Raw genomic sequence first — 25610 nt, forward strand, 5'->3', positions numbered from 1 at the left:
TCGTGTCTTCCTTTCAGCTCAGAGCACGTCGCGCGTGCAGAGAAGGACCGAGCTCGACAATGCGGCCATGGGTCCGCCGATGAAGAGCGAGACCTGTGCATCGGGAACCTGGTTGGTGGAGGATCCACGCACCTGGCGCACGGCCTCGACTGCCAGACCCATTCCGTTGACGAATGAATCCGCGAGGTTTCCACCACTGGTATTCACCGGGAGCAGCCCGTGCGGGGCGGTCAGATTCTCGAGGGTCATGACCTTGCCGGCCTCGGCACCTCGTGGGCACAGACCGTGATCGATCAGTGCAGCCACACCCGAGCCGCTGAAGTTTTCGTATACCTGGACGACGTCGACCTGGTCGGGACCGAGGTCGGCGTCTGCCCAGAGGGTTTCGGCAACTCCGGCGGCTCCGGAGAATCCGGCCGAGGTGTAGTCGAGATCGTTCTCGCTGTCGACAGCGTATCCGCCGACCGCACCCTGACTGCCGGCCAGCACGTAGGCCGGACTGGGTGAAAGTTCTTCGGCGCGGTCGGCGGCGACCAGGATGAGCGCCACAGCTCCGTCGTTCTCCCGTGAGCAGTCGTACAGCCGGTAGGGCTCGACGATCATCCGCGATGCTTCGTATTCGGCTTCGTCGAGCGGACGGCCGTAGGCCGCGGCGTGCGGATTGTGCTGCGCGTGGAAGTAGTCGGCGAGAACCAGGGATCTCATCGCGGATTCCGGAACACCGTCGTGTTCGAGCATTCGTCGGGTGCGCAGCGCGCAGGCTTGCGCCGGCGATCCGACCCCGTGCGGGAGCATATGGCCGTCGAAGTGATGCTTGGCGTATCCGAGGCGGCCGGAATCCTGCTGTGCCATGGCGCGATACACGACGACGCATCGCGCTTGCCCTGCAGCGATGGCGACTGCCGCGTTGGTGATCGCCGCTGCAGCACCACCTCCGCCACCACCCCAGATCATGGTGGACCATCGGATCCGGGGCGACATGAGCGACGCACCCACGACCGTCCCGTCGTTGTCGCCGCCCCCGTACGAGACGAAACCGTCGATCTCGCGTGGTGACACACCGGCGTCAGCCGCAGCCTCGACGATGGCTCGCAATGTCATCCGGAGTTCGCTGTCGGGCGATTCTCCTCGTTTGTAATGGAACTCACTGGCACCCACGACGGCTGCGGCACCACGGAGGAAGGTATCGGTCATCGCCGGGTTTCCCGTTCGGTCTGGTTGAAAGTGCTCGTCAAGCGCCACCGAAGCACCGGCCAGGGTGCATCGGCAGGCTGCTGAATGATTCCCGCAACCGCATCACCGATGGCAATGTCACCCTCACCATTCTCGGCGAGTAGACCAAGCACTCGTCGTCCCCCGGCATCCGGGAGTTCGACGAGAACCGTGACGAACGGCAATTCACCGGCTAGCTCTGCGATGAAGGGATGCCAGGTCCGCGACCACGAGAAGATTCGTCCGACCGGTTCCACCGCAGTCCATTTCGGGTCGAACGTCTGGCACCGGCCGCACATCCACCGCGGTCCCCAGATCCACAGGTCACACTCTCCGCACCTTTGCAGCCTCAGCTCACCCGCCCGCAGACCCTCCCAGAACGGCACGTCGAGGCCGTCTGCGTACGGACCGGCCAAAGCCGTGGCCGGAAACTCGCGGGCTGTACCGGCACCCGGCGTCATCGGATCGCTCCACTCTCGTGAACTGGCATATCGCTTCCTTCTGCTGCAGGCGGGCGTCGTGGGGAACCCGACGATCAGTGCTTGGTCAGGTAACCCGCATCGATCGGCAGGTCGATTCCGGTCACGTACTTCGCGGCGTCGGAAACGAGCCACAACACGGCGTCTGAGATGTCCTGCGGTTCGAGCATCATCACGTCCAGCAGATTCGTGCGGTCGTTATGCTTCCACTTCCGCACCACGTGCGGCAGCACCTTCGACAGGCCGGCCGCCATAGGCGAATTGACCCCCGTCGGGTTCACCGTGTTGACACGAATGTTGTGGTCGGCGAGCTCGAATGCGAGGGTGTCCTTCAGCCCCTGCAGGCCATGCTTCGCGGCGCCGTAGTGCCCCCACGACGGGGAAGCACCCAGCCCGTCGACCGACGAGGTGATCACGATCGATCCGCCGCGGCCACCCTCGATCATCACGGGGACGACAGCCTTGCAGGCCTTCCACGCGCCGGTGACTTTGACGTCGAGCATCGTCTGCCACGCGTCGTCTTCGATCTCGATCGTCGACTCGGCGTGATCGTGGATGCCGGCGTTCGCCAGCAGGATGTCGATACGTCCGAACTGAGAGACGGCCAGATCCGCAACAGCCCTCATGTCTGCACTGCTCCGGACATCCGCCTGAATGCCGGCAATCTCGCCACCGGCTTCCTTGACCAGTTGGATCGTCTCCTCGATATCATCCGATGTCGCGAGTGCATACTGCACCTCGCCGATCGGCGCCGCGATGTCGCAGACCACGATCTTTGCCCCCGCAGCGGCAAGAGTGAGCGCATGCGAGCGGCCCTGCCCTCGTGCGCCGCCGGTGATGACTGCAACTTTTCCGTCGAGTCCGTCGAGAGTGGCCATCGATTCTCCTGATTCGAAGTGGGTAGTGAAATAGGAATTGCCGGACGTACTACCCTGCGCTCTTCGCGCGTTCGTAGTCTTGCGTCGCCTGGCTGATACCGGTCGCGAAGCGCTCGCTGAATCCTTCCTTGCGTGCCTGTGTCCAGTGGTAGGAGTTCAGCAGCGGTTCGCAGGTGCCTGTGAATCGGTGCATGACGTCGCGCATGAGGATGCGGTACATGCGCGAGGTTGCCTCGATGTCGGCCCAGTCGTGTGCTGTCGCGAGGAAGGTGCCGAATCCACCAGTGCGGTCGATGATCTTCTGGATGTAGTCGATGGCATCGTTCGCATCGCCGATGCAGCCGTATCCGGACTCGTTGACACGCCTGACCAGTTCCTCGTGCGCGACTTCTTCACCCGGTTCGATCATTTTCATCGGGGTGACGACGTGGCGGTAGTCCATGAAGTCGCGCAGCCCGAACCGGGTGTCTTCCACGGCTTGCTCAAAAGTGTCGGCGATATGGATGTTGCCGACGATCGCCCAATCGTTTCTATCGACGCTCTGCCCGTACACATTCGCCTCATGGGTGGTGATGTCCCAGGTCTGGGCGAGCAACTCGACCGACTTGGCGCTCGTTCCGCCGATAGACAGCAGGCCGAGCCCGTACTTGCCGGCCAGCTTCGGGCCCGACGGCGACATCGCGGCCGCCACAGTAATCGGTACCCCCGGGTACGAGTAGGGGCCGAGTTGGACTCGCGCATCCTCGAGAGAGAACCATTCCGTCTTCCGGTCGACGGGTCCCGGCGTGTTGAGCAATTCCAGGATGGCGTCGAGGGATTCTTCCATCCGCGGCCGCAACAGGTTGTAGTCCATGCCCATCATCTGCGAATCGGCCACGAGCGCACCCGGCCCGACTCCGATGCGTATGCGGCCACGGGTCATGTGGTCCAGGAAGGTGATGCGATCGGCCACCATCAAGGGATGGTGGTAGGGAAGGGATATGACGCCACTACACAGCTCGATACGCGACGTGCGCTGCGCGGCTGCGGCAATCATCAACTCGGGCGAGGGCCCGACCTCGTACCCACCACTGTGATGCTCCCCGAACCACACCTGATGGAATCCGAGCCGATCGAGGTCCTCGACATGGCGGAGGTCCTGTTCGATCGCCATCGTGGGGTTACGCCGAGGGTTGTGGTACGGCGGAAGGAACACTCCACACCGCAGTGGTGCCTTCCTCGAGGTCGGTGCATTGTTCACGGACGACCCGTTATTCCCAGCTTCCGGTTCCATTTCAGATCTCCTGTCGGTCGTTGCGTGCGGCCCCGCAGATGGTGACGATGTCCCGAGCCGTCCGGTCTCCGCAGTACGATTGCGATCGGCGCTCGGAAATGCGGAACCTGTTGCTAGACAAGCAATAAACTCGCGATTTGAAGCACAAAAGGTGCACGGAATGCTGCGGTGGTACGCGACTCGCCAGCAGCACTACAGTGCTGCGCGTCACATCGCTCAATCTAAACCCTATCGGTTAAGCGGTCAAGCGGAACCTGCTACGCGGCAGCGATTCCCTGCCCAATTCGGATTGACGCGCCTTCACTCTTGACCAGTGGGAAAGCGCTGATCTACCTTCAACTCAGGGCAATCGCCCTCTCACGTCGGCCCTCGCGCTCGCCACGGCGCGAACTCGCCTGACGCCCGGAAGATCACCTCCCCGCGAGGTGATCCCGGGACCACTCCCTCGCGAAGGATCGCCAATGACCTCGACACAGCTCGATCTTCCCGAACATCTGATCACCGATTTCGATGTGTACGACCCGTCCCTGGCCGTGCCCGCAGACGTGTTCCAGGAGCGCGTGGCCGCGCTGCGCAAGCAAGGGCCGGTCCTCTACTCCCCGCATCACGGGGGCCATTGGGTGGTCACGCGGTACAAAGAAGCGCTTCAGGTACTCCAGGATCCGGAGACGTTCTCGAGCTTTCCGAACAATCTGCTCAATGCCGCGCAGGGCAAGTTCCTCCCGCTCGAGCTCGATCCGCCCGAACACAGCTACTACCGGCAGGCATTGCAGCCGCTGTTCAGTCCCAAGCAGATGAAGGCGCTCGAGCCCGAGATCCGGAAAATCATCACCGAGTTGATCGACCAATTCGCCGACAGAGGCGAATGCGAGTTCATCTCGGAGTTCGCACACGAGCTGCCGACTCGGATCTTCCTTGCGCTCATGGGATGGCCACTGAGCGACGCACCACAGTTCACGGAGTGGACCGACATCACGCTTCAAGGCATCCCCGGGGCGAGCGAGGCGGAATCGGCCGAGGCGCGCGCGAAGGCGGCCGGAGAGATTTACGAGTACTTCGGAAAGGTCGTCGCACGAGTTCGATCCGGTGAAGACAGTTCCGAGAGCCTTACCGCGCAGATCATCAACACCCCGCTCGACATCGACGGAACGCCTCGGTCACTCACCGACGAGGAACTGAGCCGGATGTTCTTCCTGCTGCTCGTCGCGGGACTGCACACCGTCCAGGGTGCTCTCGCCTGGGGGCTGATCCACCTGTCGCACAATCTCGAGCAGCGCGAGGCGATCATCGACGACCCGACGCTGATTCCATCGGCAGTGGAGGAGATTCTGCGGATCGAGACCGCCACGAGCAGCGGTCGTCGCGCGACCCGGGATGCCGAGATCGGTGGTGTCTCCATCAAGGCCGGCGATCAACTGTTGGTCGTCATGACGTCCGCCAACCGCGACAACGACGAGTTCGACAGCCCTGAAGAGCTACAGATCGAGCGGCACCCCAACCGACACATCGGCTTCGGCGCCGGCCCACATCGCTGCCTCGGCTCCCATCTCGCGCGGCTCGAGCTGCGACTCGCGATGGAGGAGATCCACAGGAGGATTCCCGACTACGCGCTGGTTCCGGACAACCCCGCGGTGTTCCATTCGTCCCAGGTCCGCGGATGCGAGAAGCTGCCGATCACGTTCACGCCGCCGACGCACTGATTTCCCGCGACCCGGAAGTGGGAACGCCGTCCGAACAGTAGAAGGTCCCCGGAGAAATCCGGGGACCTTCTCTGCTGTGTCACACCGTGGAGGAGACCGGTGACAGCGCTGGATCGTCCGCAGGCGGTTGCAGCACACCGTCGTGCACGAGCGTGTCGATCTCGACTGTGCTCAGACCGAGCACTACCTCGCAGATCTCCCGGGTCTGCGCACCTGCCAGCGGTGCCTGTTGCAGCGGCCAGTCCGGCAACGCCGCGAAGTGCGCCACCTGCTTCGCCGTCGGAAGCGGCGCCGGAAGCAGCTCGTGTTCGAGCTCGGTGTAGGCACCCCGCGCGGTGAGGTGCGAATTGGTCAACAGGTCCGGCAGCCGGATCATCGCGCCGGTCGGTATCCCGGCGGCCTGCAACGTGTCCATCGCCTCGGTCGGCGTGTGCAGCAGCAGCCACTGTGCCAGCACCTCGTCGGCCTCGGCCCGGTGCGCAATTCTGAGTTCGTCGGTGGCGAAACGCGGGTCGTCGACGAGGTCGGGGCGTCGGAGGACCCCGCACAGCGCGACCCAGTCGGCGTCGTCGCGGACGGTGACGACACACCACTCGTCGTCACCCGCACACGGGTACACCCCGGAGGGCGCCGAGTACGGATCGGAATTGCCCGGTGCGCTGATCGAGCCCGGCGCGAGGTGTTCGGCGACGAGCTGGTTGCGGAGTTGGACGATCGCGGTGTCGGCTTGAGCGACTTCGATGGCGGCACCGCGTCCAGTCTGCAGCCGGTGGATCAACGTGGCGAGAATGGTGGTGGCAGTGACCTGTCCGGCGATGTGGTCGGGGTAGACGGTCGAGCCGTCACACAGGCCGTCGGAAGCATCGGAGTATCGCCAGAGCGCCGAGACGCCGCAGGCTGCCCGAACCAACGGCCCGTAACCCAGTCGCTTGTTCCACGGGCCGACACTGCCGAAGGCGCTGCTCTCCGACACGATGATGCGCGGATTGATCGCGGCAAGCTCGTCATACGACAGTCCCATCGACGCAAGGGTGCCGGGCTTGAAATTGGCGAGCACGATGTCCGCTTCCTCAGCGAGGCGCTTGAAGATGCGGATACCCTCGGGGCTGCGCAAGTTGAGACCGAGGCTGCGACGATTGCGATGGCCCCAGGCGACGGATGCCGCGAGAGCAGCGCCGCGCTTGGATTGGCGCAGCCCGTCGGGGAACTGAGAGTTCTCGATCTTGATGACATCGGCACCGTTGTCCGCGAACTGGCGCCCGAGCTCGGCGCCGAACACCACGACACCCATGTCGAGGACCCGAAGTCCCTCGAACGGTCGTGTACCCGGCTCGCGCTGCGGTGCGGGAATAGGAACCCGGGTGTCTGCGGAGGCCGAGCGGAGAACCAGGTCGTTGTGCTCCCCGAGCTCCGGTGCACGGGAGCGGAATCCGGCCCGTTCGCCGTTGATCTTCGCGTAGCCGGATGGAACCCGAGCGTTGACACCGGGAGCGATTTCGGCGTCGACGAACGTGCCGGACGCAGCGAAGTGCTCGGTGGTCAATACCTCGGTCACGGTGTTGAGGCCGCCGATCGGAATTCCGCGGGCAGCACCTTCCGCGACGAGGTCGTCGCGGGTGTACGTGCTGAACAGCTGCTCGATGAGCGGATTGAGCCGCTCGGACGCGGCGAACCTGGCGGGAATGGTGTCGTACTTCGGATCCGCGAATTCTTCCGGCCGACCCAACCATTCGTACATCGCTTGCCACTGACGCTTCGCGAGCAGGCAGATTCGCACCTGCCCGTCGCCGCACCGATACACCGGGTAGAAGTTAGCCGCGTCAGGCCGACCCCGGGGGAAGTCCTCGGATCGACCCGCGGCAGCGGAGCCCTGCACACCGAATCCGGGGTCGAAACCGTGCACGATGACCTCGAACGCGGAGATGTCGACGAGCTGCCCGTGGCCGGTATGCAACCGGTCGTAATAGGCGAGCAGTGCGGACCACGCCGAATGCACACCCACCGATTCGTCGATCAGCCCGTTCGGCGGCAGCAGCGGAGCCTCTCCCGGCTCGCCGGAGCGCGAGAGCACACCACTCAATGCATAGAGAATCTGCTCGGTCGCCGCCCAGTCGCGATACGGACCGTTCTGACCGAAGCCGGTGATCGAGACGGCCACGAGCGCGGGATTGACGCGGCACAGGTCTGCGGCGCCCACCCCACGCGTGGCAAGAAAGCCCGGCGGGAACGACTCCAGAAGAATGTCCGAGCGCTGCGCCAGCAGGCGCAACCGATCCCGGTCGTCGTCCGCGTCCAGGTCGAGCACGATGCCGCGCTTGTTGGCGTTGCGCAACGCGAACGGGACGCTCACACCGTCCAGTATCGGCTGCGCGGTGCGCGAGGCCGATCCTCCCGGAAGTTCGACGCGGACGACCTCGGCCCCGAGGTCGGCGAGAAACCGCCCCGCCGTGTCCCCGAATCCGTCCGTCAGCTCCAAAACCCGGACACCCTGCAGAGGTAGTGCCATCATGTGCTCCAAAGTGGTTGCTCATCGCAGAAACCGCTGTCGTCAGCGAGTTCCGAAGTACACCGACTTCGAGGTGAAGTACGGTGCCAGTCCCTCCGGGCCGAGCTCGCGGCCCAGCCCCGACGACTTGACGCCACCGAACGGCGCGTCGAGGTCGAGGGCGTAGTAGTTCACTCCCACCGTGCCGCTGTGGATTCGAGCCGCCAGATCGAGACCGTGCTGCTCGTCGGTGGTCCAGACCGTGCCACCGAGGCCGTATTCGGAGTCGTTGGCGATCGCGACGGCCTCGTCTTCACCGTCGTACGCGGTGATGGTCAGCACCGGGCCGAAGATCTCTTCCTGCGCGATGCGCGCGGAATTGTCGACTCCGGCAAACACGGTCGGCTCGACGAACCACCCCTGCGGCTGCGCGGCGGGCGTGCCGCCGCCGGTGGTGATGCGATAGCCGGCGGCTCGGCCGGCCTCGATGTAGCCGAGGACGCGGTCGCGCTGCGCGGCCGAGACGAGCGGACCGATCTCGGTGGCCTTGTCGAGCGGATCGCCGACGGTGAGTGCCCGCACGGTCTCGGTGACGGCCTCGACGACCTCGTCATATCGTGAGCGGGGGGCGAGGATCCGGGTGCTGGCGTGGCAGGTCTGACCGTTGTTCACCAGCGACACTTCGAGCAGATTCTTACCGAACAGGTCGAGGTCTACGCGCTCGGTAACGATCGCCGCAGACTTGCCGCCGAGCTCGAGAGTGACCGGACGCAGCAATCGGCCACACACTTCACCGATGGCGCGACCGGCCGCCGTGGATCCGGTGAACGCCACCTTGTCGACTCCCGGATGGGAAACCAGATAGGCGCCGGCGTCCCGGCCGGCCGGCACAACGTTGACCACGCCGTCGGGTAGACCGGCCTCGACGGCAGCCTCAGCAAACGCGAACGCGTCGAGCGCCGTCTCGGGGGCGGGCTTGAGCACCACTGTGCACCCCGCCGCCAGGGCGGGAGCCAGCTTCATCGCCGCAAGCGGCTGCGGGTAGTTCCACGGCGTGATGGCCGCGACCACACCCACCGGCTCGCGGCGCACGACGGTGCGGCCACCGAAGGCGCTCGGCCGCACATCCTCGTTGACCGCGTCACGAATCAGAGCTGCGTAGTACGAAATCATGGCTGCGGGGCCGAAACCGTTGACTCCGCCCGAAAGAGCGATCGGCATACCGTTCTCCCGGCTCACCAGCCGGGACGTGTCCCGACCACGTGACTTGAGGGCCGCAGCGAACTTGTCCAGCAGATCGGCCCGCTCGACGTTGGTCAGCGCACTCCACCGACCACTCAGTGCGGTGCGCGCAGCCGCGACGGCGGCGTCGATGTCGGCTTCGGACGCCATCGCGGAGGTGCCCAGTACCTTCTCGGTGGCTGCTTCGATGACATCGACGGTGTCTCCGGACTTCGGTGTCACCCATCGGCCGCCGATGAACAGCTCGTTCCTGTCCGTGGCGTTGTCACCGCGTGTCGTGTCACGGTCGTTCATGTAGTGCCTTTCGGGAAGGAGGCGGTCACAGGGTCTCTTCGTGGCCGAACAGCACCGAACTCACCAGCGGTGCCATCGGGCCGCCGATGAACAGCGACGTCTTCGCGCCGTCCACCGGGTTGGTCGAGGTGCCGCGGATCTGTCTGACCGCCTCGACCGCCAGGTTCAGGCCGTTGATGAACGAATCGGCGAGGTTGCCACCGCTGGTGTTGACGGGTAGTTTGCCGTTCGGCGCGGTGAGGTTCTCGACGGTCATGAATGTGCCGGCAGCCTCGCCCGGCGGGCACAGACCGTGATCGATCAGCGCCGCCACGGCAGGGCCGCTGAAGTTCTCGTACACCTGAACCACGTCCACGTCGTCCGGCCCGAGACCGGCTGCCGACCACAGTCTCTCGGCGACACCGGGTTTGCCGTTGTTTGCCGGGCCGAATCCGGCGCTCATGTACTGCTCGCCGAGATCGTTGTCGATCAGTTCCGAGTATCCGCCCGGTGCACCTTGCGCGCCCGCGAGGAGATACGCCGGGTCGGGTCGCAGGGTCTTGGCTCTCTCGGCCGAGACGAGCACCAGCGCGACCGCGCCATCGCTTTCCCGGGAGCAGTCGAACAGGTGGAACGGCTCGGCGATCAACCGTGAGTTCTGGTAGGCCTCCTCGTCGAGGGGCCGCCCGTAGCCCTGCGCGGTGGGGTTGTTCTGCGCGTGCTGATACGACGCGAGGACGAGAGAACGCATGGCCGTGCGCGGCACTCCGCCGTGCTCGAGCATCCGTTGGGTGCGCATCGCGCAAATCTGTGCGGGCGAGCCGATACCGTGAGCGAGGAAGTGACTGCCGTAGTGGTACTTCGCGTATCCGAGCCGGCCCGTATCCGCCTGCGACATTGCGCGATACACCACCACACAGTCTGCCTGGCCGGTGGCGATCGCAGTGGCCGCATTCGTGATGGCGGCTGCGACGCTGCCGCCGCCACCGCCCCACATCATGTTCGACCAACGCAGTTCGTCGATCAGCAATGCGCCGCCGATGATGGCACCGTCGTTGGCGCCACCCGCGTAGGAGACGAAACCGTCGATCTCGCGGGGGCTGATACCCGCATCGGCACACGCTTGGAGGATGACTTCGAGGGTCATGCGCTTCTCGCTGTGCGGGGCTTCGCCGCGCTTGTAGTGCTGTTCGGCGACGCCGACGACTGCCGCCGCGCCGCGCATGATGTTGGCGCTCATCCTTTTTCTCCTTCTGCGGTCGCGGCGCGACGCCAGCGCAGCAACGGCCAGGGGGCGCCCTCGGAGTGTTCGAAGACTCCGACGACCCGGTCGCCGATTTCGGGGTTCGTTTCGACGTCGTCGGCGAGTATGCCCAGCACCCGCCGGCCGTCGGCGTGTGGCAGTTCCACCAGCACCGTCACGTACGGCAGCCGGTCGGCGTATTCGTCCATGTAGGGGTACCAGCTGCGGTTCCAGCTGTAGACGGTGCCGAACGGTTCGACCGTTTCCCATCCGAGGTCGAAGCTGTGGCAGTGACCGCAGATGGCCTGCGGACCCCAGATCCAGGTGCGGCACCCGTTGCAGCGCTGAAGGCGCAGCTCATCGATGCGCAGGCCGTCCCAGTAGGGTCGATCGAGTCCGTCGGGTGTGGGGCCCCACGGTTCGGCGGCGGGCTCTGTCGCGGTCATGCGTGCGCCTCCGTTCCGGTGGGGAAGTTCTCGAGCGACGCGGCGAGCCAGCGTCCGTCGTGGCGTTCCCAGATCGAGCGCAGTCCGATCGACCGGTCACCCATGTCATAGACGGTTTCGCCGATCATTTGGTCGCCCTCGGCACGCACATCCTTGATCTCGAAGCCTTGCGCGGCCTCGCGGGGGGTGTCGACTCCGTCGAAGACCTGCGGAATGTTCTCCTGCACCATGTCGGCGAGAGCGGCCTTCATGTTTCCGGCGACAACGTGGCCGACATGCTGCTCATACAGTGCGCGAAAGTCTTCGACAGACATCTGGAAACTCCTCGATTTCGTGACACGCGCATGCCGTGTCCTTCAGTCCATTAACCTTATGACATTAGATAAAAGGGCGTCAAGGTCACGCGAAGCGGAAGTGCCCCTCTTCCGAGACCGAAACCTGCTGACCGGCAATATCGAGCTCGGTGAGGGTGACGAGATCCTCGGCGTCCGTGGTGACCGCGAGGGTCCGCTCCCCCGTCGCGGTGCGGGCAGCGAGGAAACCACGCTCCGGGGAGCCGTCGCGGCTGTACACCACAGTCCACGATTCCGCCGACGCCGTGCCCGCGTAGGACACCAGCGCTCTCGTCGTGGACTGCGCATCGACCTCGGCCTGCACGTCCAGACGCTTGAACCCACTGACGGGAGGTTCCGTCCGGTACACCCCCATGGCGTGCTTGGTGAGGTAACCACTGTTGGCGGTCACCAAACCGTACGATCCCGGAGATTCGCGCAGCCGCGTCGCCATCGTCGCAATCGAGTGGCTGACATAGTTGTTCCACGGCCCACCGCCGAACGTCAGGCCACCGGTCACCGTCAGCGGCCGGCCGGGATCATCGAGCGCGAGCCCCAACTCGTTCGCGGCGACCTGCACCGCCGACGGGAAGCACGAGTACACATCGACGTAGGCAATCTCGTCCAGTCCGATGCCGGCGAGGTCGAGGGCCCGCGCCCCGGCGATGCGTATTGCCGGGGAGCCGTCGAGCGCCTCTCGTTCGGCGATCGCGTACGTATCGTGCGATTCGGTGCCGGACTGTGGAAACACCCAATTCTCCTGCGGGATGCCGAGCCGGGTCGCGGTCTCGACCGAGCACATCAGCAGAACCGCACTCTGATCGACCATGTTGTTCGAATTGAGCAACTTGGTATACGGCGTGGAGATCATCCGGTTGTCGGGCGAGGGCGTCGCTATCTCCGCAGCGGTGTATTCGCGCTGCACCCACGCGTTCGGATTCGTCGCCGCGATTTTGCTGAACCGCGACCACAGACCGCCGACGACCTCCCGATGCTCCTCGAGTGAGCGTCCCGCCGATACCCGCAGCGCCTGCTCGAACAGCGGATAGACATACGAGGGCCGGTCCAGACCGATGCGGCGTTCACTCTCTGCCGCCATCGGCACGTCCGCGACCAGGATGTCAGCGGCGGGCACCGACTCGCCCTGCACCGTCCAGTCGGGGCGCAGCTTCTGTGCCCGCAACTTGGTGCGGGTCCGCCACGATTCGGCGCCGCCGATGAGCACGACATCGGAACGCCCGGCAGCGATGTCCTCGGCAGCCCCGTTGACGAGCACCTGCGGCGTGCTTCCACCGTTCCCGGAGTAACCGGTGTGTCGCACGGTCGCGCCGATCCGCGCGCCGAGGAGAGCGCCCGGATCCCGGTAGCGCCACGACAGCAGCCCGACCACCCGGACCGAATCGACAAGTTCGAGCAGACGCGTCGACCCCGCATCGGCAGCCGCTGCCCGCGCCGCGCGCACCATCAGATCGACGGGCTCCACGCCCCCCTCGCGTTCGCTGGTCTGGCCGGTACCGACCAGGACCGGGGTTCTCGGGTCCAGGGTCGTTCCCGACTGCAGGGTCACGACTGCACCGCCCCGAGGATGCGCTCACGGTTCCCCGGCTTGGGCCACCCGCCGAGAATGAGAGTGGTCAGACACGTGTTCTTCCACTTGGTTTCGATCTCTTCGATGATCTTGTCCGCGGGACCGATCAGCGCGACGTCCTCGACCATCTCGGTGGGTACGGCCTGGGCCGCTAGGTCGGGCCGCCCGCTCAGGTACAGCTCCTGGATTTCGGCGCAGACCTCGCCCCAACCCATGCGTGCGAACACGTCGTTGTGGAAATTGGCGCCCTTGGCGCCCATGCCACCGGCATACAACGCGACCGTCGGCTTGAGCCGGGAGGCGGCCTTTTCCACGTCGTCGTTCTCGACGAGCCAGCACACGTTCGCGATCTCGAAGTCCTCGGCGGTGCGGCGTGCTCCGTCCCGTGCGAAGCCTTCGGCCAGTGCCTTGCGGTAGAACTCGTCGCTCTTGGGCGAGAACCACAGCGGCGTCCAGCCATCAGCGATTTCGGCGGCCAACGCCACGTTCTTCGGGCCTTCGGCGCCCATATAGACAGGGATATCGCCCCGCAGCGGATGGACGATCGACTTCAGTGGCTTGCCCAAGCCGGAACCGCCCTGGACGGGAAGCTGGTAATGCCGCCCAGAGTAGGTGACCGGCTTCTCGCGCGCCCACACCTGCCGCATGATCTCGATGTACTCGCGGGTGCGTTCGAGGGGCCGCGGGTAGGGCTGCCCGTACCAGCCCTCGACGACCTGCGGTCCGGACGCACCGATGCCGATGATCACGCGACCACCGCTGAGATGATCGAGCGTCAGCGCGGCCATCGCCAGCGCCGTCGGGGTGCGTGCCGACATCTGGCACACCGAAGTACCGAGCTTGATCGTCGAGGTCTGCGCTCCCCACCACGCGAGCGGTGTCAGTGCGTCGGAGCCGTACGTCTCGGCGGTCCAGAAGCTGTCGACGCCGAGGGCCTCGGCCTCGGCGAGCATTCGCCCGACATTGCGGGGCGGGCCCGATCCCCAATACCCTGCGGCGATTCCCACTCTCATACTTTTCTCACTGCTTCTCTGTGTGCCGTCGAATCGGTCGGAATGTGGTCAGTGGTTCTCGAACTCGGGCGGGCGCTTTTCGAGGAACGAGACAACGGCCTCCCTGTGATCGCGCGTCAGCGAGCTGAGGATCTGGGTGCGGTTTTCGAGGTCGATGGCGGCGCGCATGCTGGGAACCTCCAGGTTCGACCACATGACTTCCTTGGTCATCCAGACTCCGAACGGACTGTTCTGCGCGATGGCCTCGGCGGTGTCCAGTGCCACCTCGAGCACCTTGTCGGCGGGTTCGACGGACGACGCGAGACCGATGTGTTCGGCTTCGGCGGCGTCGATGGACCAGCCGGTGAGCATGATCTGCGCCGCTCGGGAGAAACCGATCATCCGGGGCAGGAGCCAGCTCATTCCGATATCGCAGTTCGACAGGCCGCGGCGGATGAACGCGGCGTGCAGTACCGCCGTCTCGGACATGATGCGAATGTCCGCCATGAGGGCCAGCGACATGCCGCCGCCGGCTGCCGCGCCGTTGACGGCCGCGATGATCGGTGCGCGGGTGCTGCGAAATGCATCGACGAGACCGGCGATGTGCTTCTGCACCCGCAGTCCGAGTTGGGCCCGGCCCTCACCCTCGATTGCGCCCTGCGGTGTGCCGTATCCGCGAAGATCGAGACCTGCACAGAAGGCACGACCTTCACCGGTGAGCACGATCGCGCGGGTGAGCGAATCATCGCGCACCTCGGCGAGCACCTCGTGCAACTCCTCGATGAGGTCGACGTTCATGGCATTGAGTTCGTCCGGGCGATTGAGCCGGATCAGCAGAATGCCCGGCCGCGGCCGCTCGGTCAGAATCAGTTTCGCGTCGGACATAGCGCTCTCCCAGGGACGAGGTACTCGACAGACGTAGACTAATGGTTTTAGATTAAAAGCTCAAGGAACCGAGCCCGGAAACACAACCGAAGGAGTCCACGATGACGAACCTCGACGGCAAGGTCGCCGTGGTGACAGGAGCCGCGAGCGGAATCGGCGCAGCCACAGCCCGCGCGTTCGCCGAACGCGGAGCCCGCGTCGTCGTGGCCGACATCGACGACCCGCGGGGCCAGGCCGTCGCCGCCGGCCTCGGCGACCGAGGCGCCTACCTGCACACCGATGTACGCAACGAGGCCGACGTCGAGGCCGCCGTCGCAGTGGCAGTCGATCGGTTCGGTCGGCTCGACTGCATGGTCAACAACGCCGGCCGGGTGGGCGCATGGACCTTCCTCGAGGACACGTCGCTCGACGAGTGGGAGAACGGGTTCGCAATGCTTGCTCGCAGCGCGTTTCTCGGGACCAAGCATGCCGCGCGCGTGATGCGCGGTCAGGGGTCGGGCAGCATCGTCAATGTGTCGAGCGTGGCAGGCATACGCACCGGATTCGGACCACACCCGTACAGCGCCGCGAAAGCTGCAGTGCTGCAACTGACCCGGACCGCAGCCGTGGAACTGGCCGAATACCGGATCCGAGTCAACGCACTGATCCCCGGAGGTGTCGCCACCCGCATCGTCGGCCACGGTGCCGGCCTCGAGGACGACGCGCTCGACCGCAGCGTCGATGCCGTGCGGCGCAGCCTGACGAACTTCCAGCCCATTCCCCGCGCCGGTGAGCCGGAAGACCTCGCGCACGCCGCCGCCTACCTCGCCTCCGACGACTCCACGTTCGTCACCGGACAATCCCTCGGAGTCGACGGTGGGTTGACACTGGGCAAGAAGTGGCCGTCCAACTACCGGGACGAGGCGCAGGCTGCGTCGACTTTGCGATAGACAATTCTAAAGTCAATAGTTTAATGTGGTCTGCGTCACTACATGATTCGGGCTCTTCGCCCAGCACTCACAAACGCGAGGTTTCGCATGACCGAACGTACGACCATAGCTGCGGAAATCTCCGTGGATGCAGACTCCGGACCCTCCCGCGCGGACTCGCGACGCGCAAGCCGCGCCGCCTTCGTCGGCACGCTGCTCGAGTACTACGACTTCAGCCTCTACGCCTCGGCCGCGTCGGTGGTCTTCGCCTCCGTGTTCTTCACCGGCTCGAGTCCCCTATTGGGAACGCTGCAGGCGGTCGGCACTTTCGCGGTCGGATTCCTGGTCCGCCCGGTGGGCGGGGTGATCCTCGGCAGCCTCGGCGACCGCATCGGCCGAAAACGAATCCTCGTCTTCACCCTCGTCCTGATGGGTATCGCTACGCTGTTCGTCGGTCTGCTGCCGAGTTACGCCCAGATCGGCTGGCTCGCACCGGCTCTGCTGGTGTTCCTCAGAATCCTGCAGGGCATCGGCGCCAGCGGTGAGTACGGAGGCGCAGCTCTGGTCGCCGTGGAGTTCTCGCCCGCGAAGAGGAAGGGATTGATGGGCTCCTTGCCCGGCATGGGTGCGGCGCTCGGCGGCGTGCTCGGCACGCTGTCTCTGCTGACGGTGTCATCCATGATGTCCCAGGAAAGTTTCCTCGCCTGGGGCTGGCGTATCCCGTTCCTGTGCAGCGCCGTCATCCTCGCCTACGGCCTGTGGTTACGCCGTAGCCTTCCCGAAACCCCCGCATTCCGTGCGATCGAGGAAAGCAACACCGTCTCGAAGAGTCCGCTCTTCGATGTGATCCGCCAGCAGCCGCGCGCACTTTTGACGGTGCTCGTGATGACCATCGGTCAGACCGGCATCGGCTATTTCTACATCGTGTTCATGGGCACCTTCGGCAAGAATCAGCTGGGCTTCGGCGGCACCGAAGTCCTGATCGGACTGATCGCCGCGCAGCTCGCGAATGCCATTCTGATCCCGCTGTTCGGTTCCCTGTCGGACCGGGTCGGCCGAGCACCGGTGATCATGTTCGGATTCCTGTACAGCGCCGTGTTCGCTTGGGTCGGCATCTCGTTGTTGGCGGGCGTCGGAACACCCCCGCTGCTGTACTGGGTGGTCATGGCGGCAGGCAACGGCATCGGGGTCGCCGCCATCTTCGGTCCGATGGGCGCCTACGTCATCGAGCTGTTCGACACGCAGCACGCCTACAGCGGCCTCGGTCTCGGCCGTGAGGCCGGCAACGCTCTCGGCGCGGCGTTCGTTCCGGTCATCGCGGTCGCCTTGGCATTCGACGACACCACGGTGTGGCTCAGCCTCCTGATCTGTGTGGTCTCGCTGCTCGGATTCGGGGCAACCGTCCTGTCCCGGTCCCGCTCGTCGTCCGGGATGAAGCGGGACGACGACAGAACGCCGGTCACTGCTTAGCGACAGCACCACTCGAGGTACGGGCTCCGATCCACCGGATCGGAGCCCGTTTCGCATTCCGGGAGGGAATGGGCGGACAGCAAGAAACCGCCCACCGGACTGGCTCAGCCGGTGGGCGGTCTCAGCTGTATTCGACGGTCACACCCCGACGGGGCCACCTCGCCACACACCGATCTCCTCGCCGGAGATGTCGGCGGCGTTGTCGCTCACCAGAAACGAGATGGTGGAGGCGATCGATTCGGGTGGAATGGAGGGCCAGTGCTTGGTCAGGGCTTCGACCCCCGCCTCGCCCCCCGACGCCACGATGTCGGTAGCGACGAAGCCCGGCATCACACAGTTGACCGTGATCCCCCGACGGGCAACCTCGAGTGCCATCGACTTGGCCATTCCCACCAGCCCGGCCTTGGCCGCGGAGTAGGCGCTCATCCCAGGGGACGGGCGCCGTCCGCCTGACGGGCTGTTGACGAAGATGACTCGGCCCCAACCGGCTTCGTACATCGCGGGTAGCGCGAAGTGGGTGCAGTAGAACGCACCATTGAGGTTGACCGCGATCACTTCGTCGAAATCTTCCGGGCTCTGCTTCCGGGCCGCACCTGCCTTGTTCATGCCCGCGTTGTTGACCACCACGGTGGGGGCGCCCAATTGAACGGTGGTGTCGGCGATGAGCCGCTCGGCCTCGGCGGCCCGTGAAATGTCGGCTCGGATTGCCACGGCACGTCCACCGTCCGCGACAATCTTTGCGGCCACTTCCTCGGCATCGCGCGCACTGCGCGAATAGTTCACCGCGACAGCGAATCCGTCGGCGGCAAGTCGGCGCGAGATGGCCGCACCGATTCCGCGGCCACCACCGGTGACCAGAGCGACCTTGGGTGAGTCCACGGCTCGATCACCGAACCTTGTCGTAGTTGTCGGGCACATCCGCGAAGGCGTCGCGCAGCTGGCGCTTGGCGATCTTCCCGCTGGGCATCCGGGGCAGGGGTTCGTCCATGAAAACGATGTACCGCGGCACCTTGTAGTCGGCGAGACGCTCGTTGCAGAAACCGACCACTTCGGATTCCTTCATCTCGGTGGTGGTCCGGACCAGCGCGGCCGGGGTCTCCCCGAACTTGGCGTCGGGAACGCTGATCACCGCGACCTCCTCGACCCCGGGGATTTGATTGATGACGGCTTCGATCTCGGCGGGTGAGATGTTCAGACCACCGGAGATGATCATGTCCTTGAGGCGATCGACGAACGTGAGGTAACCGTTCTCGTCGAGCTTGCCGAGGTCACCGGTTTGGAGCCAGCCATCGATCAGAGCCGACCGGGTCGCATCCTCGTTGCGCCAGTATCCCGGCATCATGCCCGGGCCGCGCAACAGAATCTGCCCGGTTTCGTTGGCGGGAAGATCATTACCCTCGGCATCGACAACGCGAATCTTGGTGAAGATGCCACCCCAGCCGCACTTGTCGGGATGCTGGGCTGCCTCCTCGCGCGGCATCGCGGTCGCGGATCCGCCGATCTCGGTCTGACCGTAGATCTGTCGCAGCGACACTCCCTGGGCTTGCCATTTGTGCAGCAGGTCGACGGGTACGCGTGCGCCACCGACGTGTGCGGTGACCATGTGGCTCAGATCCGCGTCGGCGAACCCGGGCGCTTTCGCGATTTGCTCGAAAAGGATCGGCGGCCCGGTCAGGGTGTTGGCCTTGTCCTCGGCCAATACGCGCAGCGCTTTCGCCGGATCGAATCCCGGTTGCAGGAACAGGGTTCCGCCGTGAAGGACGACGCGCGAGATACCCCAGATGATGCCGGCAGCGGTGAACAGGGGCAGCACCAGCACCGGGCGCAGGTTGTTCGGCTGAATCGGTTCCATCAAGTGCCACTCGTGCATTTCGCCGGCGACGGTGGCGTGGGTGAAAATGACGCCTTTCGGCTTGCCGGTGGTGCCGCTCGTGAACACGATGGCGGTGGGAGTGTCGAGGTCGACCACCGGAGTGCGGTATTTCGCATGATCGCTGCCCCGCAGCGGACGCACATCCTTCTCGAACACTGCGATCGAAAAGGTGTTGCGTGTCTGCTGGACTTCTTCGAGGCGCGGCAGCAGCGCCTCCTCGCAGTAGACGACGGTGGGTTCACAGTCCTCGACGAGGGTGATGAGCTCGCCGGCGAGCATGCGCTGGTTGAAACCGACCGCGATGGCACCGACCTTCATGGCAGCGAGCGAGGCCACCGCCCACTCGAGGCTGTTGGCACCGAGGAAGCTCACCCGATCACCGGGCACGACACCGCGCGAGGCGAGGTCGTGGGCGACGCCGTCGGCCCATGCGGCCAGCTCTGCGTAGGTGACGGCGTCGCCGTCGAAGTCGATCGCGGTCAGATCCGGCTTCGACCTGGACCAGTAGGTCAAAGCGTCTACAACAGTGCCGCTCATGTAAGCCTCCAAGAGTTGTCGTCGATCGCGGGGGTTCTCGGCGGCGAGCACGGCGCACCGTGCTGTGTCTCCGGCCTCCCGGAGAGCCGTACGTCACATCCGCGTGTTAAATCTAAAGGTCGTTGTTTATTGTGGCAAGTACTGGTCGTTCTCTGTCCCACGGGCGACCGCGAGCATGGCACCGACCTCCACCAGCTTCTGCCGCGCTCGGCCCCTGCGTCGCCCTTCGACACGTTCGTACCGGTCGATCCGCTTCCAGCCGTCGAAACCGAACGAGTCCGGACACCGCGAGTGCACGACCTCCGCCAACTCGTCACCTGGTCGGCTCGGTTGCGGAAGAAGCGCATGTTGATGGTCGGCTACGAGCGCGTCGACGGTCTCGGCGGCGCAGTATCGATTGGTGCCGATCACCCCCGTCGGACCCCGCTTGATCCACCCGGCGACATACACCCCCGGCACCGGGCGCTCGTCCACCGGATCGACGACGCGCCCTGCAACGTTGGGGACCGTGCCGCGTTGGGAGTCGAACGGCAATCCCGGCACGGGAGCACCGCGGTAGCCGACCGAACGCAGTACCATCGAGGCCTCGAGATCCTGTTCGCTTCCGTCCATCCGGGTGGACGCGATCCGTATACCTTGGACGTGACTGTCACCGAGGATCTCGACGGGCGCCTCGTGGAACCTCAGGGTGATCTTCCGCCGACCCGGTCGAGGAGAGCGGCGTGCGTAGTCGGCCAGCGTCCGCAACTTGATCGGGGCATCGTCGGAAGCGTCGTATCCGCCGTGAACGCTCACCTCGACCTCCTGCAACGCTCCCAACGCGATGAGCTCGGGCGTCGTGAACGCTGCATGCTCCGGCCCTCGTCGTCCGAGGACCACGACTTCTTCGATAGTGCTGCGCCGAAGTGCGTCCAGGGCATGTTCGGCGATATCACCCGGCACGAGCCGGTCGGGATCGCACGCCAGGATCCGTGCCACGTCCAACGCCACATTGCCGTTGCCGATCACCACGGCACGACGCCCCGACAGATCGAACGTGCGACCCGCGGAGTCCGGATGTCCGTTGTACCAGGCGACGAATTCGCGTGCAGCGAAACTTCCCGGCAGATCTTCGCCCGGGATGCCGAGCTTGCGGTCGTCGGACGCACCGCTCGCGTAGATCACCGCGTGGTGATGATCGAGCAGCTCGTCGACACTGATATCCCGGCCGATCTCCACACCGAGGAAGGCACGAAAACCGTTGCGGCGGGCAGTACGGGAGAAGACCCGCTCGACGGCCTTCGTGGTCTGGTGATCCGGAGCCACCCCGAACCGGACGAGCCCACCGGCCACCGGGAGCCGCTCGAACATGGAGACGTCGACATCGACGTCGCGCCGAGTCAGCAACTCCTCGGCTGCATAGAAGGCGGAGGGACCCGAACCGACAATCGCCACCTTCAGCGGACCGGGCCGGGGCGCCGCGACGACAGGTTCGGTCGGCACCTCGCTCGGGCCGGACACGGTCGGGTTGCCCAGGAAGTACGCGGCATTGAGGTCCTTGTAGATCTCGGCATCCGGGGTGAGGTCGCTGTCGGGAACGATCGCGTCGACCGGACACACGTCGGCGCAGGCCCCGCAGTCGATGCAGGCGGCCGGATCGATGTAGAGCATCTCGGTGCGCTGGTACTGCGCTTCGTCGGGAGTCGGGTGAATGCAGTTCACCGGACACACCGCGACACACGTCGCGTCGTTGCAGCAGGCTTGGGTAACTACGTAGGTCATGGGCACTCCGGTTGATCGTATGGTTCCGAACTCTGCTCCGGCGGGAGGAAGCGGTCGCCGTAACGGCCTGCCAGCTCGCGGGCACGAGCGGTGAACCCGTTCTCGCCACCCGGATAGGAATGCCTGAACGCCAGAACCCCACCCGTGTGCGCGGGGAACCCGATGCCGAGAACAGATCCTGTGTCGGCGTCGGTCTCGGATCCGACGACACCTTCGCCGAGACAACGCAGCGCTTCGAGGACCTCGACGAACAACAACCGGTCGCGCATATCGCTGCACGGAATATGCCGTGCGGGACCGAACACCTCACGAAGGACCCGCCACAATCCCAAGCGCTTACCATCGGAGTCGTACTCGTAGAAACCCTGACCGTCCGACCTGCCCCCGCGACCGCATTCGTCGATCATCCGGTCGCGGACGCTGTCTGCTTCGCTCCCCCGCCACGTCCCGCCGGCCGCCTCGACAGCGAGACGGTTCTCGTGCTGCACCGCGCGGTTGAGCGTCAACGTGATCTCGTCGAGCAAGTGGAGGGGCGGCACCGGATATCCGGCGGCGGTCGCTGCGCGCTCGACAAGGCCCGGATCGATTCCCTCTCCGACCGCGACCAATGCCTCGTCGAGATAGCGCTCCATCAAACGGCTGGTGAAGAATCCCCGACTGTCCCCCACCACGATCGGTACCTTCCCGAGCCTCCTCGCGTACGTCAGTGATGCCGCGACGGTGGCCTGCGAGGTACGCGATCCGACAACCGTCTCCACCAATGACATCCGGTCGACAGGCGAGAAGAAGTGCATCCCGATGAAGTACTGCGGGCGTTGCAGCTTCGAGGAGAGCGTGGCGATCGGCAGGGTCGACGTCGTCGACGCAAGCACCGTGGGGGCGTCGGTGACTGCCTCGACCATCTGCAGCACCTGTTGTTTGACGGCGACGTTCTCTGCGACCGCCTCGATGATCAGCGCGGACGTCGACAGATCTCTGACGCACTCGGTGGGCGTGATGCGCCCGAGCAAGGCCTGCGACATCGGTCTGTTCGAGGTCCCCGCTTTTCGCGCATGCGCTTCCCGCCGGTCGGAGTACGACTTGCCTCGGCGTGCATTCTCCAGAGTTCGCGCCCACAGCACGACGTCGGCTCCGGCCCGCGCGCAGGTGTAGGCGATGGCCGCACCCATCATCCCGGCGCCGACGACGCCGATCGTGGTGCCCGCCAGGTTCTCGGACCTCTCACTCGACACCGCAGACCCGATCCGTGCTCGTACGGTCCTGACCGACGTGTCAGTGTGCATCGGCAGGTACCTCCCGTTCGATAGCAACCGGCAGCCCGGTCGTCGCCGGCATCACGTCGCCGAGTGACTCCGATCACATCGACCGCAGTGAGCAATAATCTAATCTCAGTAGATTCTTGGCGCAAGACCCGATTCCTGCCGCAACCTCGGCGCCGGGGTTTACAGGTAAAACTACGTCAGTTAGATTTAGAGGCGTTGATCCGAAGCACAGAAGTTCGAAAGTCGGTGCCCACACGGTAGCCGGGAGCGCCCACGAGACTGGAGGAGATGCAATGACCGAGGTCGGAGCACCCCGCGAGCAACGTATTCGCCGAGCCCTGGATCACCTGCGCAACGACACGACGGACGAGTTCGACCACATCACCTGGTTTCAGCCGGAGGAATTCACCGATCCGGCCATAGCCAAGCGAGAGCGTGACCTCATCTTCGGACGAGTTCCCTCGATCGTCGCGCACGGCTCCGAGATTCCTCGCTCCGGCGACTTCTTCACCCTGCAGATGCCGCGGAACAACATCATTGTCGTCCGCCAGCGCGACGGTGGCGTCAAGACGTTCGTCAACCTGTGCCGGCATCGGGGCGCCCTCCTCGAGAAGGAGGAGAAGGGTCGCTGCCGCCTGTTCTCCTGTCCGTACCACCGGTGGTCGTACGACACGGACGGCACCCTGCGGACAATCACCCGTGACAACACTTTCGGGGATCCCGACACCACGAGCATGGGACTCGTCGAATTGCCGACCGAGGAGCGCCACGGTTTCATCTGGGTCGTCGACGAGGCGAACGCCGAGATCGACGTGGCCGGCTGGCTCGGGAACGAAATGGATGCAATTCTGTCCGGGTACGACCTCGATTCCAAGATCGCCGTCCAGTCCGAGGGATTCGACGAGCCGGTCAACTGGAAGATCATGCAGGACGCCTTCCTCGACGGGTACCACATCCAGTACGCCCACCCCAACACTGCCGCCAAGCACATCCACACCAACGTGATGGCGTTCGAGGACTTCGGCAGGCACTGCCGCTTCATCGCCCCGCGTAAGTCGATCGATCGGTGGATCGAGGAAGACCCCGGCGACCGAAGCCTGGCCAAGGACATCACGGAAACCCATTTCCTGCTTCCCAACAGCACACTGCTGCGGCAGCCGGATCACTTCCAGCTCCTCACGTTCCGGCCCCACCCCACCGATCCGCAGCGCTGCCGCATGGAGATGCGCCTGATCGTGCCACCAGTGGCGGACACCGAGATGACCGAGGAGAAGTGGACTCGCCTGTGGAACAAGAACTGGGAGATTCTGCTCGCAGTTCTTCATGCCGAGGATTTCCCGCTCCTGCGGGACTCCCAGCACGGTATGACGAGCGCAAACGCCGGACGGATGGTGCTGGGCCAGAACGAGGTTGCCAACCAGGTGTTCCGGCGTGAGACCCAGAAACTGCTGGCAACGAACTGACAAGCACGAGGTGCGGGTCGCCCGACGGGCGTCCTGAATCAGGAGGAAACATGCAGAGCGATCTCTTCGACCGGGACCACGAGTTGTTCCGCGAATCCGTCCGTGGATTCGTCGACAAGCACGTGGTCCCCCAACTCGAGAAATGGGACGCGGATCGCTTGATCGATCGTGAGACCTGGCTGGCAGCGGGCCGTCAGGGCCTGCTCGGACTACCCGTCCCCGAGGCGTACGGCGGGCCCGGTGAACTCGACTACCGCTTCCGGTTCGTGATCCAGCAGGAGATCGCCCGAGTCGGCGCATCGGCCCTGCAGTCCGGGTTCTCCACGAACGACGATATCGTCCTGAACTACCTTCTCCGTCACGCCGACGAAGAACAGCGCCGACGGTGGTTGCCGGGATTCGTCACCGGTGAGACCATCGGTGCGATCGCCATGAGTGAGCCTGCCGCCGGCAGCGACCTGCGCGCCATCCAGACCACCGCCGTCGCCGACGGCGACACCTGGGTGATCAACGGGTCCAAGACATTCATCACCAGCGGCATCCTCGCCGACATCGTGATCGTCTTCGCGAAGACAGATGTCTCTGCCGGCTCCCGCGGCTTCAGCCTCTTCGTCGTCGAGGACGGAACGCCGGGATTCAGCCGAGGCCGCAAACTGGACAAGCTGGGCCTGCACGCACAGGACACGGCCGAGTTGTTCTTCGAGGACGTACGTATCCCGAAGGAGAATCTGCTCGGTGAGGTGGGCTCCGGCTTCGCGTATCTGATGCAGAGCCTTCCCCTCGAACGACTCGGCATCGGCATCGCCGCGCAGGTCTCAGCCGAGGCAGTTCTCGGCTGGACGCTCGACTACGTCAAGGAACGCACCGCCTTTGGCAAGCGTATCGGCGATTTCCAGGGCATGGGCTTCACGCTCGCCGAACTTCAGACGGCCGTCGAGGTGTCGCGTGCGTACATCGACCGGTGCGTGCGTGAACACAACGCCGGCACCCTCACCGCCGTCGACGCCGCGAAGGCCAAACTCTGGGCAACCGAACTGCAAGGCCGGGTGATCGATGCCGGCGTCCAATTCCACGGCGGCTACGGCTACATGATGGAGTACCCCGTCGCGAAGGCGTACATCGACGCCCGGATCCAACGGATCTACGGCGGTACCAACGAGATCATGAAGGAAATCATCCATCGCGATCTGATGAAGGCCTGATCGAATCCGGGCAGACGAAACGGGTGCGGCTGACGATTCTCGGCCGCACTCGTCTCGTCGTTCTCACCCCTGTCGCCCGTCAAGAACCTAGACTTCATAGGTAAAT

The 25610-nt window shown here is 64.8% G+C and carries 21 protein-coding genes; 5 read left to right on the forward strand and 16 right to left on the reverse strand.

Translation table 11 applies throughout. The features are described 5' to 3' along the window. Positions 1-18: 18 nt before the first annotated feature. The 4 genes from RHA1_RS01925 to RHA1_RS01940 all read right to left on the reverse strand — a co-directional run bounded on the left by RHA1_RS01925 (position 19) and on the right by RHA1_RS01940 (position 3842). Positions 19-1194 carry a thiolase C-terminal domain-containing protein gene (locus tag RHA1_RS01925; protein WP_011593662.1) on the reverse strand — a complete coding sequence of 392 codons (1176 nt, stop codon included), beginning with the start codon at positions 1192-1194 and terminating at the stop codon, positions 19-21. Next, the gene (locus RHA1_RS01930) at positions 1191-1673 is read right to left on the reverse strand and encodes a Zn-ribbon domain-containing OB-fold protein (RefSeq protein WP_011593663.1); all 483 of its coding nucleotides are present in this window, start codon (positions 1671-1673) and stop codon (positions 1191-1193) included. The genes RHA1_RS01925 and RHA1_RS01930 overlap by 4 nt, the downstream gene beginning before the upstream one ends. Before the next feature lie 74 nt (positions 1674-1747). Beyond that, positions 1748-2569, reverse strand: coding sequence for a mycofactocin-coupled SDR family oxidoreductase (locus RHA1_RS01935; protein WP_011593664.1), 822 nt, complete (start codon positions 2567-2569; stop codon positions 1748-1750). A gap of 49 nt (positions 2570-2618) precedes the next feature. After that, positions 2619-3842, reverse strand: a complete 1224-nt coding sequence (locus RHA1_RS01940) for an LLM class flavin-dependent oxidoreductase (RefSeq protein WP_011593665.1) — start codon at positions 3840-3842, stop codon at positions 2619-2621. Positions 3843-4303: 461 nt separating this feature from the next. Here RHA1_RS01940 and RHA1_RS01945 point away from each other — a divergent pair, with 461 nt between their 5' ends. After that, on the forward strand, positions 4304-5542 hold the full coding sequence (locus RHA1_RS01945; protein ID WP_011593666.1) for a cytochrome P450: 1239 nt from the start codon (positions 4304-4306) through the stop codon (positions 5540-5542). A gap of 79 nt (positions 5543-5621) precedes the next feature. Here RHA1_RS01945 and RHA1_RS01950 read toward each other — a convergent pair whose 3' ends face one another. The 8 genes from RHA1_RS01950 to RHA1_RS01985 all read right to left on the reverse strand — a co-directional run bounded on the left by RHA1_RS01950 (position 5622) and on the right by RHA1_RS01985 (position 15028). Then, complete coding sequence (locus RHA1_RS01950) at positions 5622-8051, reverse strand: CaiB/BaiF CoA transferase family protein (RefSeq protein WP_050787233.1); 2430 nt, start codon at positions 8049-8051, stop codon at positions 5622-5624. A 39-nt stretch (positions 8052-8090) separates the two neighbouring features. After that, entirely contained in the window at positions 8091-9563 is a 1473-nt protein-coding gene (locus RHA1_RS01955) for an aldehyde dehydrogenase (protein WP_011593668.1), read from the reverse strand. Positions 9564-9588: 25 nt separating this feature from the next. Then, the gene (locus RHA1_RS01960) at positions 9589-10782 is read right to left on the reverse strand and encodes a thiolase C-terminal domain-containing protein (RefSeq protein WP_011593669.1); all 1194 of its coding nucleotides are present in this window, start codon (positions 10780-10782) and stop codon (positions 9589-9591) included. Beyond that, positions 10779-11231, reverse strand: coding sequence for a Zn-ribbon domain-containing OB-fold protein (locus RHA1_RS01965; protein WP_011593670.1), 453 nt, complete (start codon positions 11229-11231; stop codon positions 10779-10781). The genes RHA1_RS01960 and RHA1_RS01965 overlap by 4 nt, the downstream gene beginning before the upstream one ends. Then, positions 11228-11545 carry a hypothetical protein gene (locus RHA1_RS01970; RefSeq protein WP_011593671.1) on the reverse strand — a complete coding sequence of 106 codons (318 nt, stop codon included), beginning with the start codon at positions 11543-11545 and terminating at the stop codon, positions 11228-11230. The genes RHA1_RS01965 and RHA1_RS01970 overlap by 4 nt, the downstream gene beginning before the upstream one ends. Before the next feature lie 85 nt (positions 11546-11630). Next, positions 11631-13130: an acetyl-CoA acetyltransferase gene (locus RHA1_RS01975; protein WP_011593672.1), complete on the reverse strand. Its 1500-nt coding sequence runs from the start codon at positions 13128-13130 to the stop codon at positions 11631-11633. Next, positions 13127-14164 (reverse strand): LLM class F420-dependent oxidoreductase, encoded by a 1038-nt coding sequence (locus RHA1_RS01980; RefSeq protein WP_011593673.1) that lies wholly within the window; start codon positions 14162-14164, stop codon positions 13127-13129. Before RHA1_RS01980 ends, RHA1_RS01975 begins: the two co-directional genes overlap by 4 nt. Positions 14165-14212: 48 nt before the next feature. Continuing rightward, complete coding sequence (locus RHA1_RS01985) at positions 14213-15028, reverse strand: enoyl-CoA hydratase/isomerase family protein (protein ID WP_011593674.1); 816 nt, start codon at positions 15026-15028, stop codon at positions 14213-14215. Positions 15029-15129: 101 nt separating this feature from the next. On the opposite strand from RHA1_RS01985, the gene RHA1_RS01990 reads away from it, so the two are divergent. Next, positions 15130-15957, forward strand: a complete 828-nt coding sequence (locus RHA1_RS01990; protein WP_011593675.1) for an SDR family oxidoreductase — start codon at positions 15130-15132, stop codon at positions 15955-15957. An 87-nt stretch (positions 15958-16044) separates the two neighbouring features. Continuing rightward, the gene (locus tag RHA1_RS01995; protein WP_011593676.1) at positions 16045-17406 is read left to right on the forward strand and encodes an MFS transporter; all 1362 of its coding nucleotides are present in this window, start codon (positions 16045-16047) and stop codon (positions 17404-17406) included. A gap of 138 nt (positions 17407-17544) precedes the next feature. On the opposite strand, the gene RHA1_RS02000 is transcribed toward RHA1_RS01995, so the two are convergent. The 4 genes from RHA1_RS02000 to RHA1_RS02015 all read right to left on the reverse strand — a co-directional run bounded on the left by RHA1_RS02000 (position 17545) and on the right by RHA1_RS02015 (position 22809). Further along, positions 17545-18285: an SDR family oxidoreductase gene (locus RHA1_RS02000; RefSeq protein ID WP_011593677.1), complete on the reverse strand. Its 741-nt coding sequence runs from the start codon at positions 18283-18285 to the stop codon at positions 17545-17547. Between the two features lie 7 nt (positions 18286-18292). Next, a complete protein-coding gene (locus tag RHA1_RS02005) occupies positions 18293-19816 on the reverse strand; it encodes a class I adenylate-forming enzyme family protein (protein ID WP_011593678.1) in 1524 nt (507 codons plus the stop codon). A gap of 126 nt (positions 19817-19942) precedes the next feature. Further along, positions 19943-21577, reverse strand: coding sequence for an FAD-dependent oxidoreductase (locus RHA1_RS02010; protein WP_041810943.1), 1635 nt, complete (start codon positions 21575-21577; stop codon positions 19943-19945). Then, entirely contained in the window at positions 21574-22809 is a 1236-nt protein-coding gene (locus tag RHA1_RS02015; RefSeq protein WP_237726831.1) for a 3-hydroxyacyl-CoA dehydrogenase family protein, read from the reverse strand. Before RHA1_RS02015 ends, RHA1_RS02010 begins: the two co-directional genes overlap by 4 nt. A gap of 323 nt (positions 22810-23132) precedes the next feature. Between RHA1_RS02015 and RHA1_RS02020 the strand changes: the two genes are divergently transcribed. Continuing rightward, entirely contained in the window at positions 23133-24302 is a 1170-nt protein-coding gene (locus RHA1_RS02020; RefSeq protein WP_011593681.1) for an aromatic ring-hydroxylating oxygenase subunit alpha, read from the forward strand. Between the two features lie 50 nt (positions 24303-24352). After that, the gene (locus RHA1_RS02025; protein ID WP_011593682.1) at positions 24353-25504 is read left to right on the forward strand and encodes an acyl-CoA dehydrogenase family protein; all 1152 of its coding nucleotides are present in this window, start codon (positions 24353-24355) and stop codon (positions 25502-25504) included. Positions 25505-25610: the final 106 nt, after the last annotated feature.

The sequence above is a fragment of the Rhodococcus jostii RHA1 genome, assembly GCF_000014565.1.
Classification (GTDB): Bacteria; Actinomycetota; Actinomycetes; order Mycobacteriales; family Mycobacteriaceae; genus Rhodococcus_F; species Rhodococcus_F jostii_A.

What these genes read in the sequence shown, in the direction of transcription:
- RHA1_RS01995 (WP_011593676.1), top strand. Translation starts at nt 16,045, where the DNA reads ATGACCGAACGTACGACCATAGCTGCGGAAATCTCCGTGGATGCAGAC.
- RHA1_RS01960 (WP_011593669.1), bottom strand. Translation starts at nt 10,782, where the DNA reads ATGAGCGCCAACATCATGCGCGGCGCGGCGGCAGTCGTCGGCGTCGCC.
- RHA1_RS02020 (WP_011593681.1), top strand. Translation starts at nt 23,133, where the DNA reads ATGACCGAGGTCGGAGCACCCCGCGAGCAACGTATTCGCCGAGCCCTG.
- RHA1_RS01955 (WP_011593668.1), bottom strand. Translation starts at nt 9,563, where the DNA reads ATGAACGACCGTGACACGACACGCGGTGACAACGCCACGGACAGGAAC.
- RHA1_RS01980 (WP_011593673.1), bottom strand. Translation starts at nt 14,164, where the DNA reads ATGAGAGTGGGAATCGCCGCAGGGTATTGGGGATCGGGCCCGCCCCGC.
- RHA1_RS01935 (WP_011593664.1), bottom strand. Translation starts at nt 2,569, where the DNA reads ATGGCCACTCTCGACGGACTCGACGGAAAAGTTGCAGTCATCACCGGC.
- RHA1_RS01925 (WP_011593662.1), bottom strand. Translation starts at nt 1,194, where the DNA reads ATGACCGATACCTTCCTCCGTGGTGCCGCAGCCGTCGTGGGTGCCAGT.
- RHA1_RS01945 (WP_011593666.1), top strand. Translation starts at nt 4,304, where the DNA reads ATGACCTCGACACAGCTCGATCTTCCCGAACATCTGATCACCGATTTC.
- RHA1_RS02005 (WP_011593678.1), bottom strand. Translation starts at nt 19,816, where the DNA reads ATGAGCGGCACTGTTGTAGACGCTTTGACCTACTGGTCCAGGTCGAAG.
- RHA1_RS02025 (WP_011593682.1), top strand. Translation starts at nt 24,353, where the DNA reads ATGCAGAGCGATCTCTTCGACCGGGACCACGAGTTGTTCCGCGAATCC.
- RHA1_RS01965 (WP_011593670.1), bottom strand. Translation starts at nt 11,231, where the DNA reads ATGACCGCGACAGAGCCCGCCGCCGAACCGTGGGGCCCCACACCCGAC.
- RHA1_RS02010 (WP_041810943.1), bottom strand. Translation starts at nt 21,577, where the DNA reads ATGACCTACGTAGTTACCCAAGCCTGCTGCAACGACGCGACGTGTGTC.
- RHA1_RS01985 (WP_011593674.1), bottom strand. Translation starts at nt 15,028, where the DNA reads ATGTCCGACGCGAAACTGATTCTGACCGAGCGGCCGCGGCCGGGCATT.
- RHA1_RS01940 (WP_011593665.1), bottom strand. Translation starts at nt 3,842, where the DNA reads ATGGAACCGGAAGCTGGGAATAACGGGTCGTCCGTGAACAATGCACCG.
- RHA1_RS01970 (WP_011593671.1), bottom strand. Translation starts at nt 11,545, where the DNA reads ATGTCTGTCGAAGACTTTCGCGCACTGTATGAGCAGCATGTCGGCCAC.
- RHA1_RS01990 (WP_011593675.1), top strand. Translation starts at nt 15,130, where the DNA reads ATGACGAACCTCGACGGCAAGGTCGCCGTGGTGACAGGAGCCGCGAGC.
- RHA1_RS01950 (WP_050787233.1), bottom strand. Translation starts at nt 8,051, where the DNA reads ATGATGGCACTACCTCTGCAGGGTGTCCGGGTTTTGGAGCTGACGGAC.
- RHA1_RS01930 (WP_011593663.1), bottom strand. Translation starts at nt 1,673, where the DNA reads ATGACGCCGGGTGCCGGTACAGCCCGCGAGTTTCCGGCCACGGCTTTG.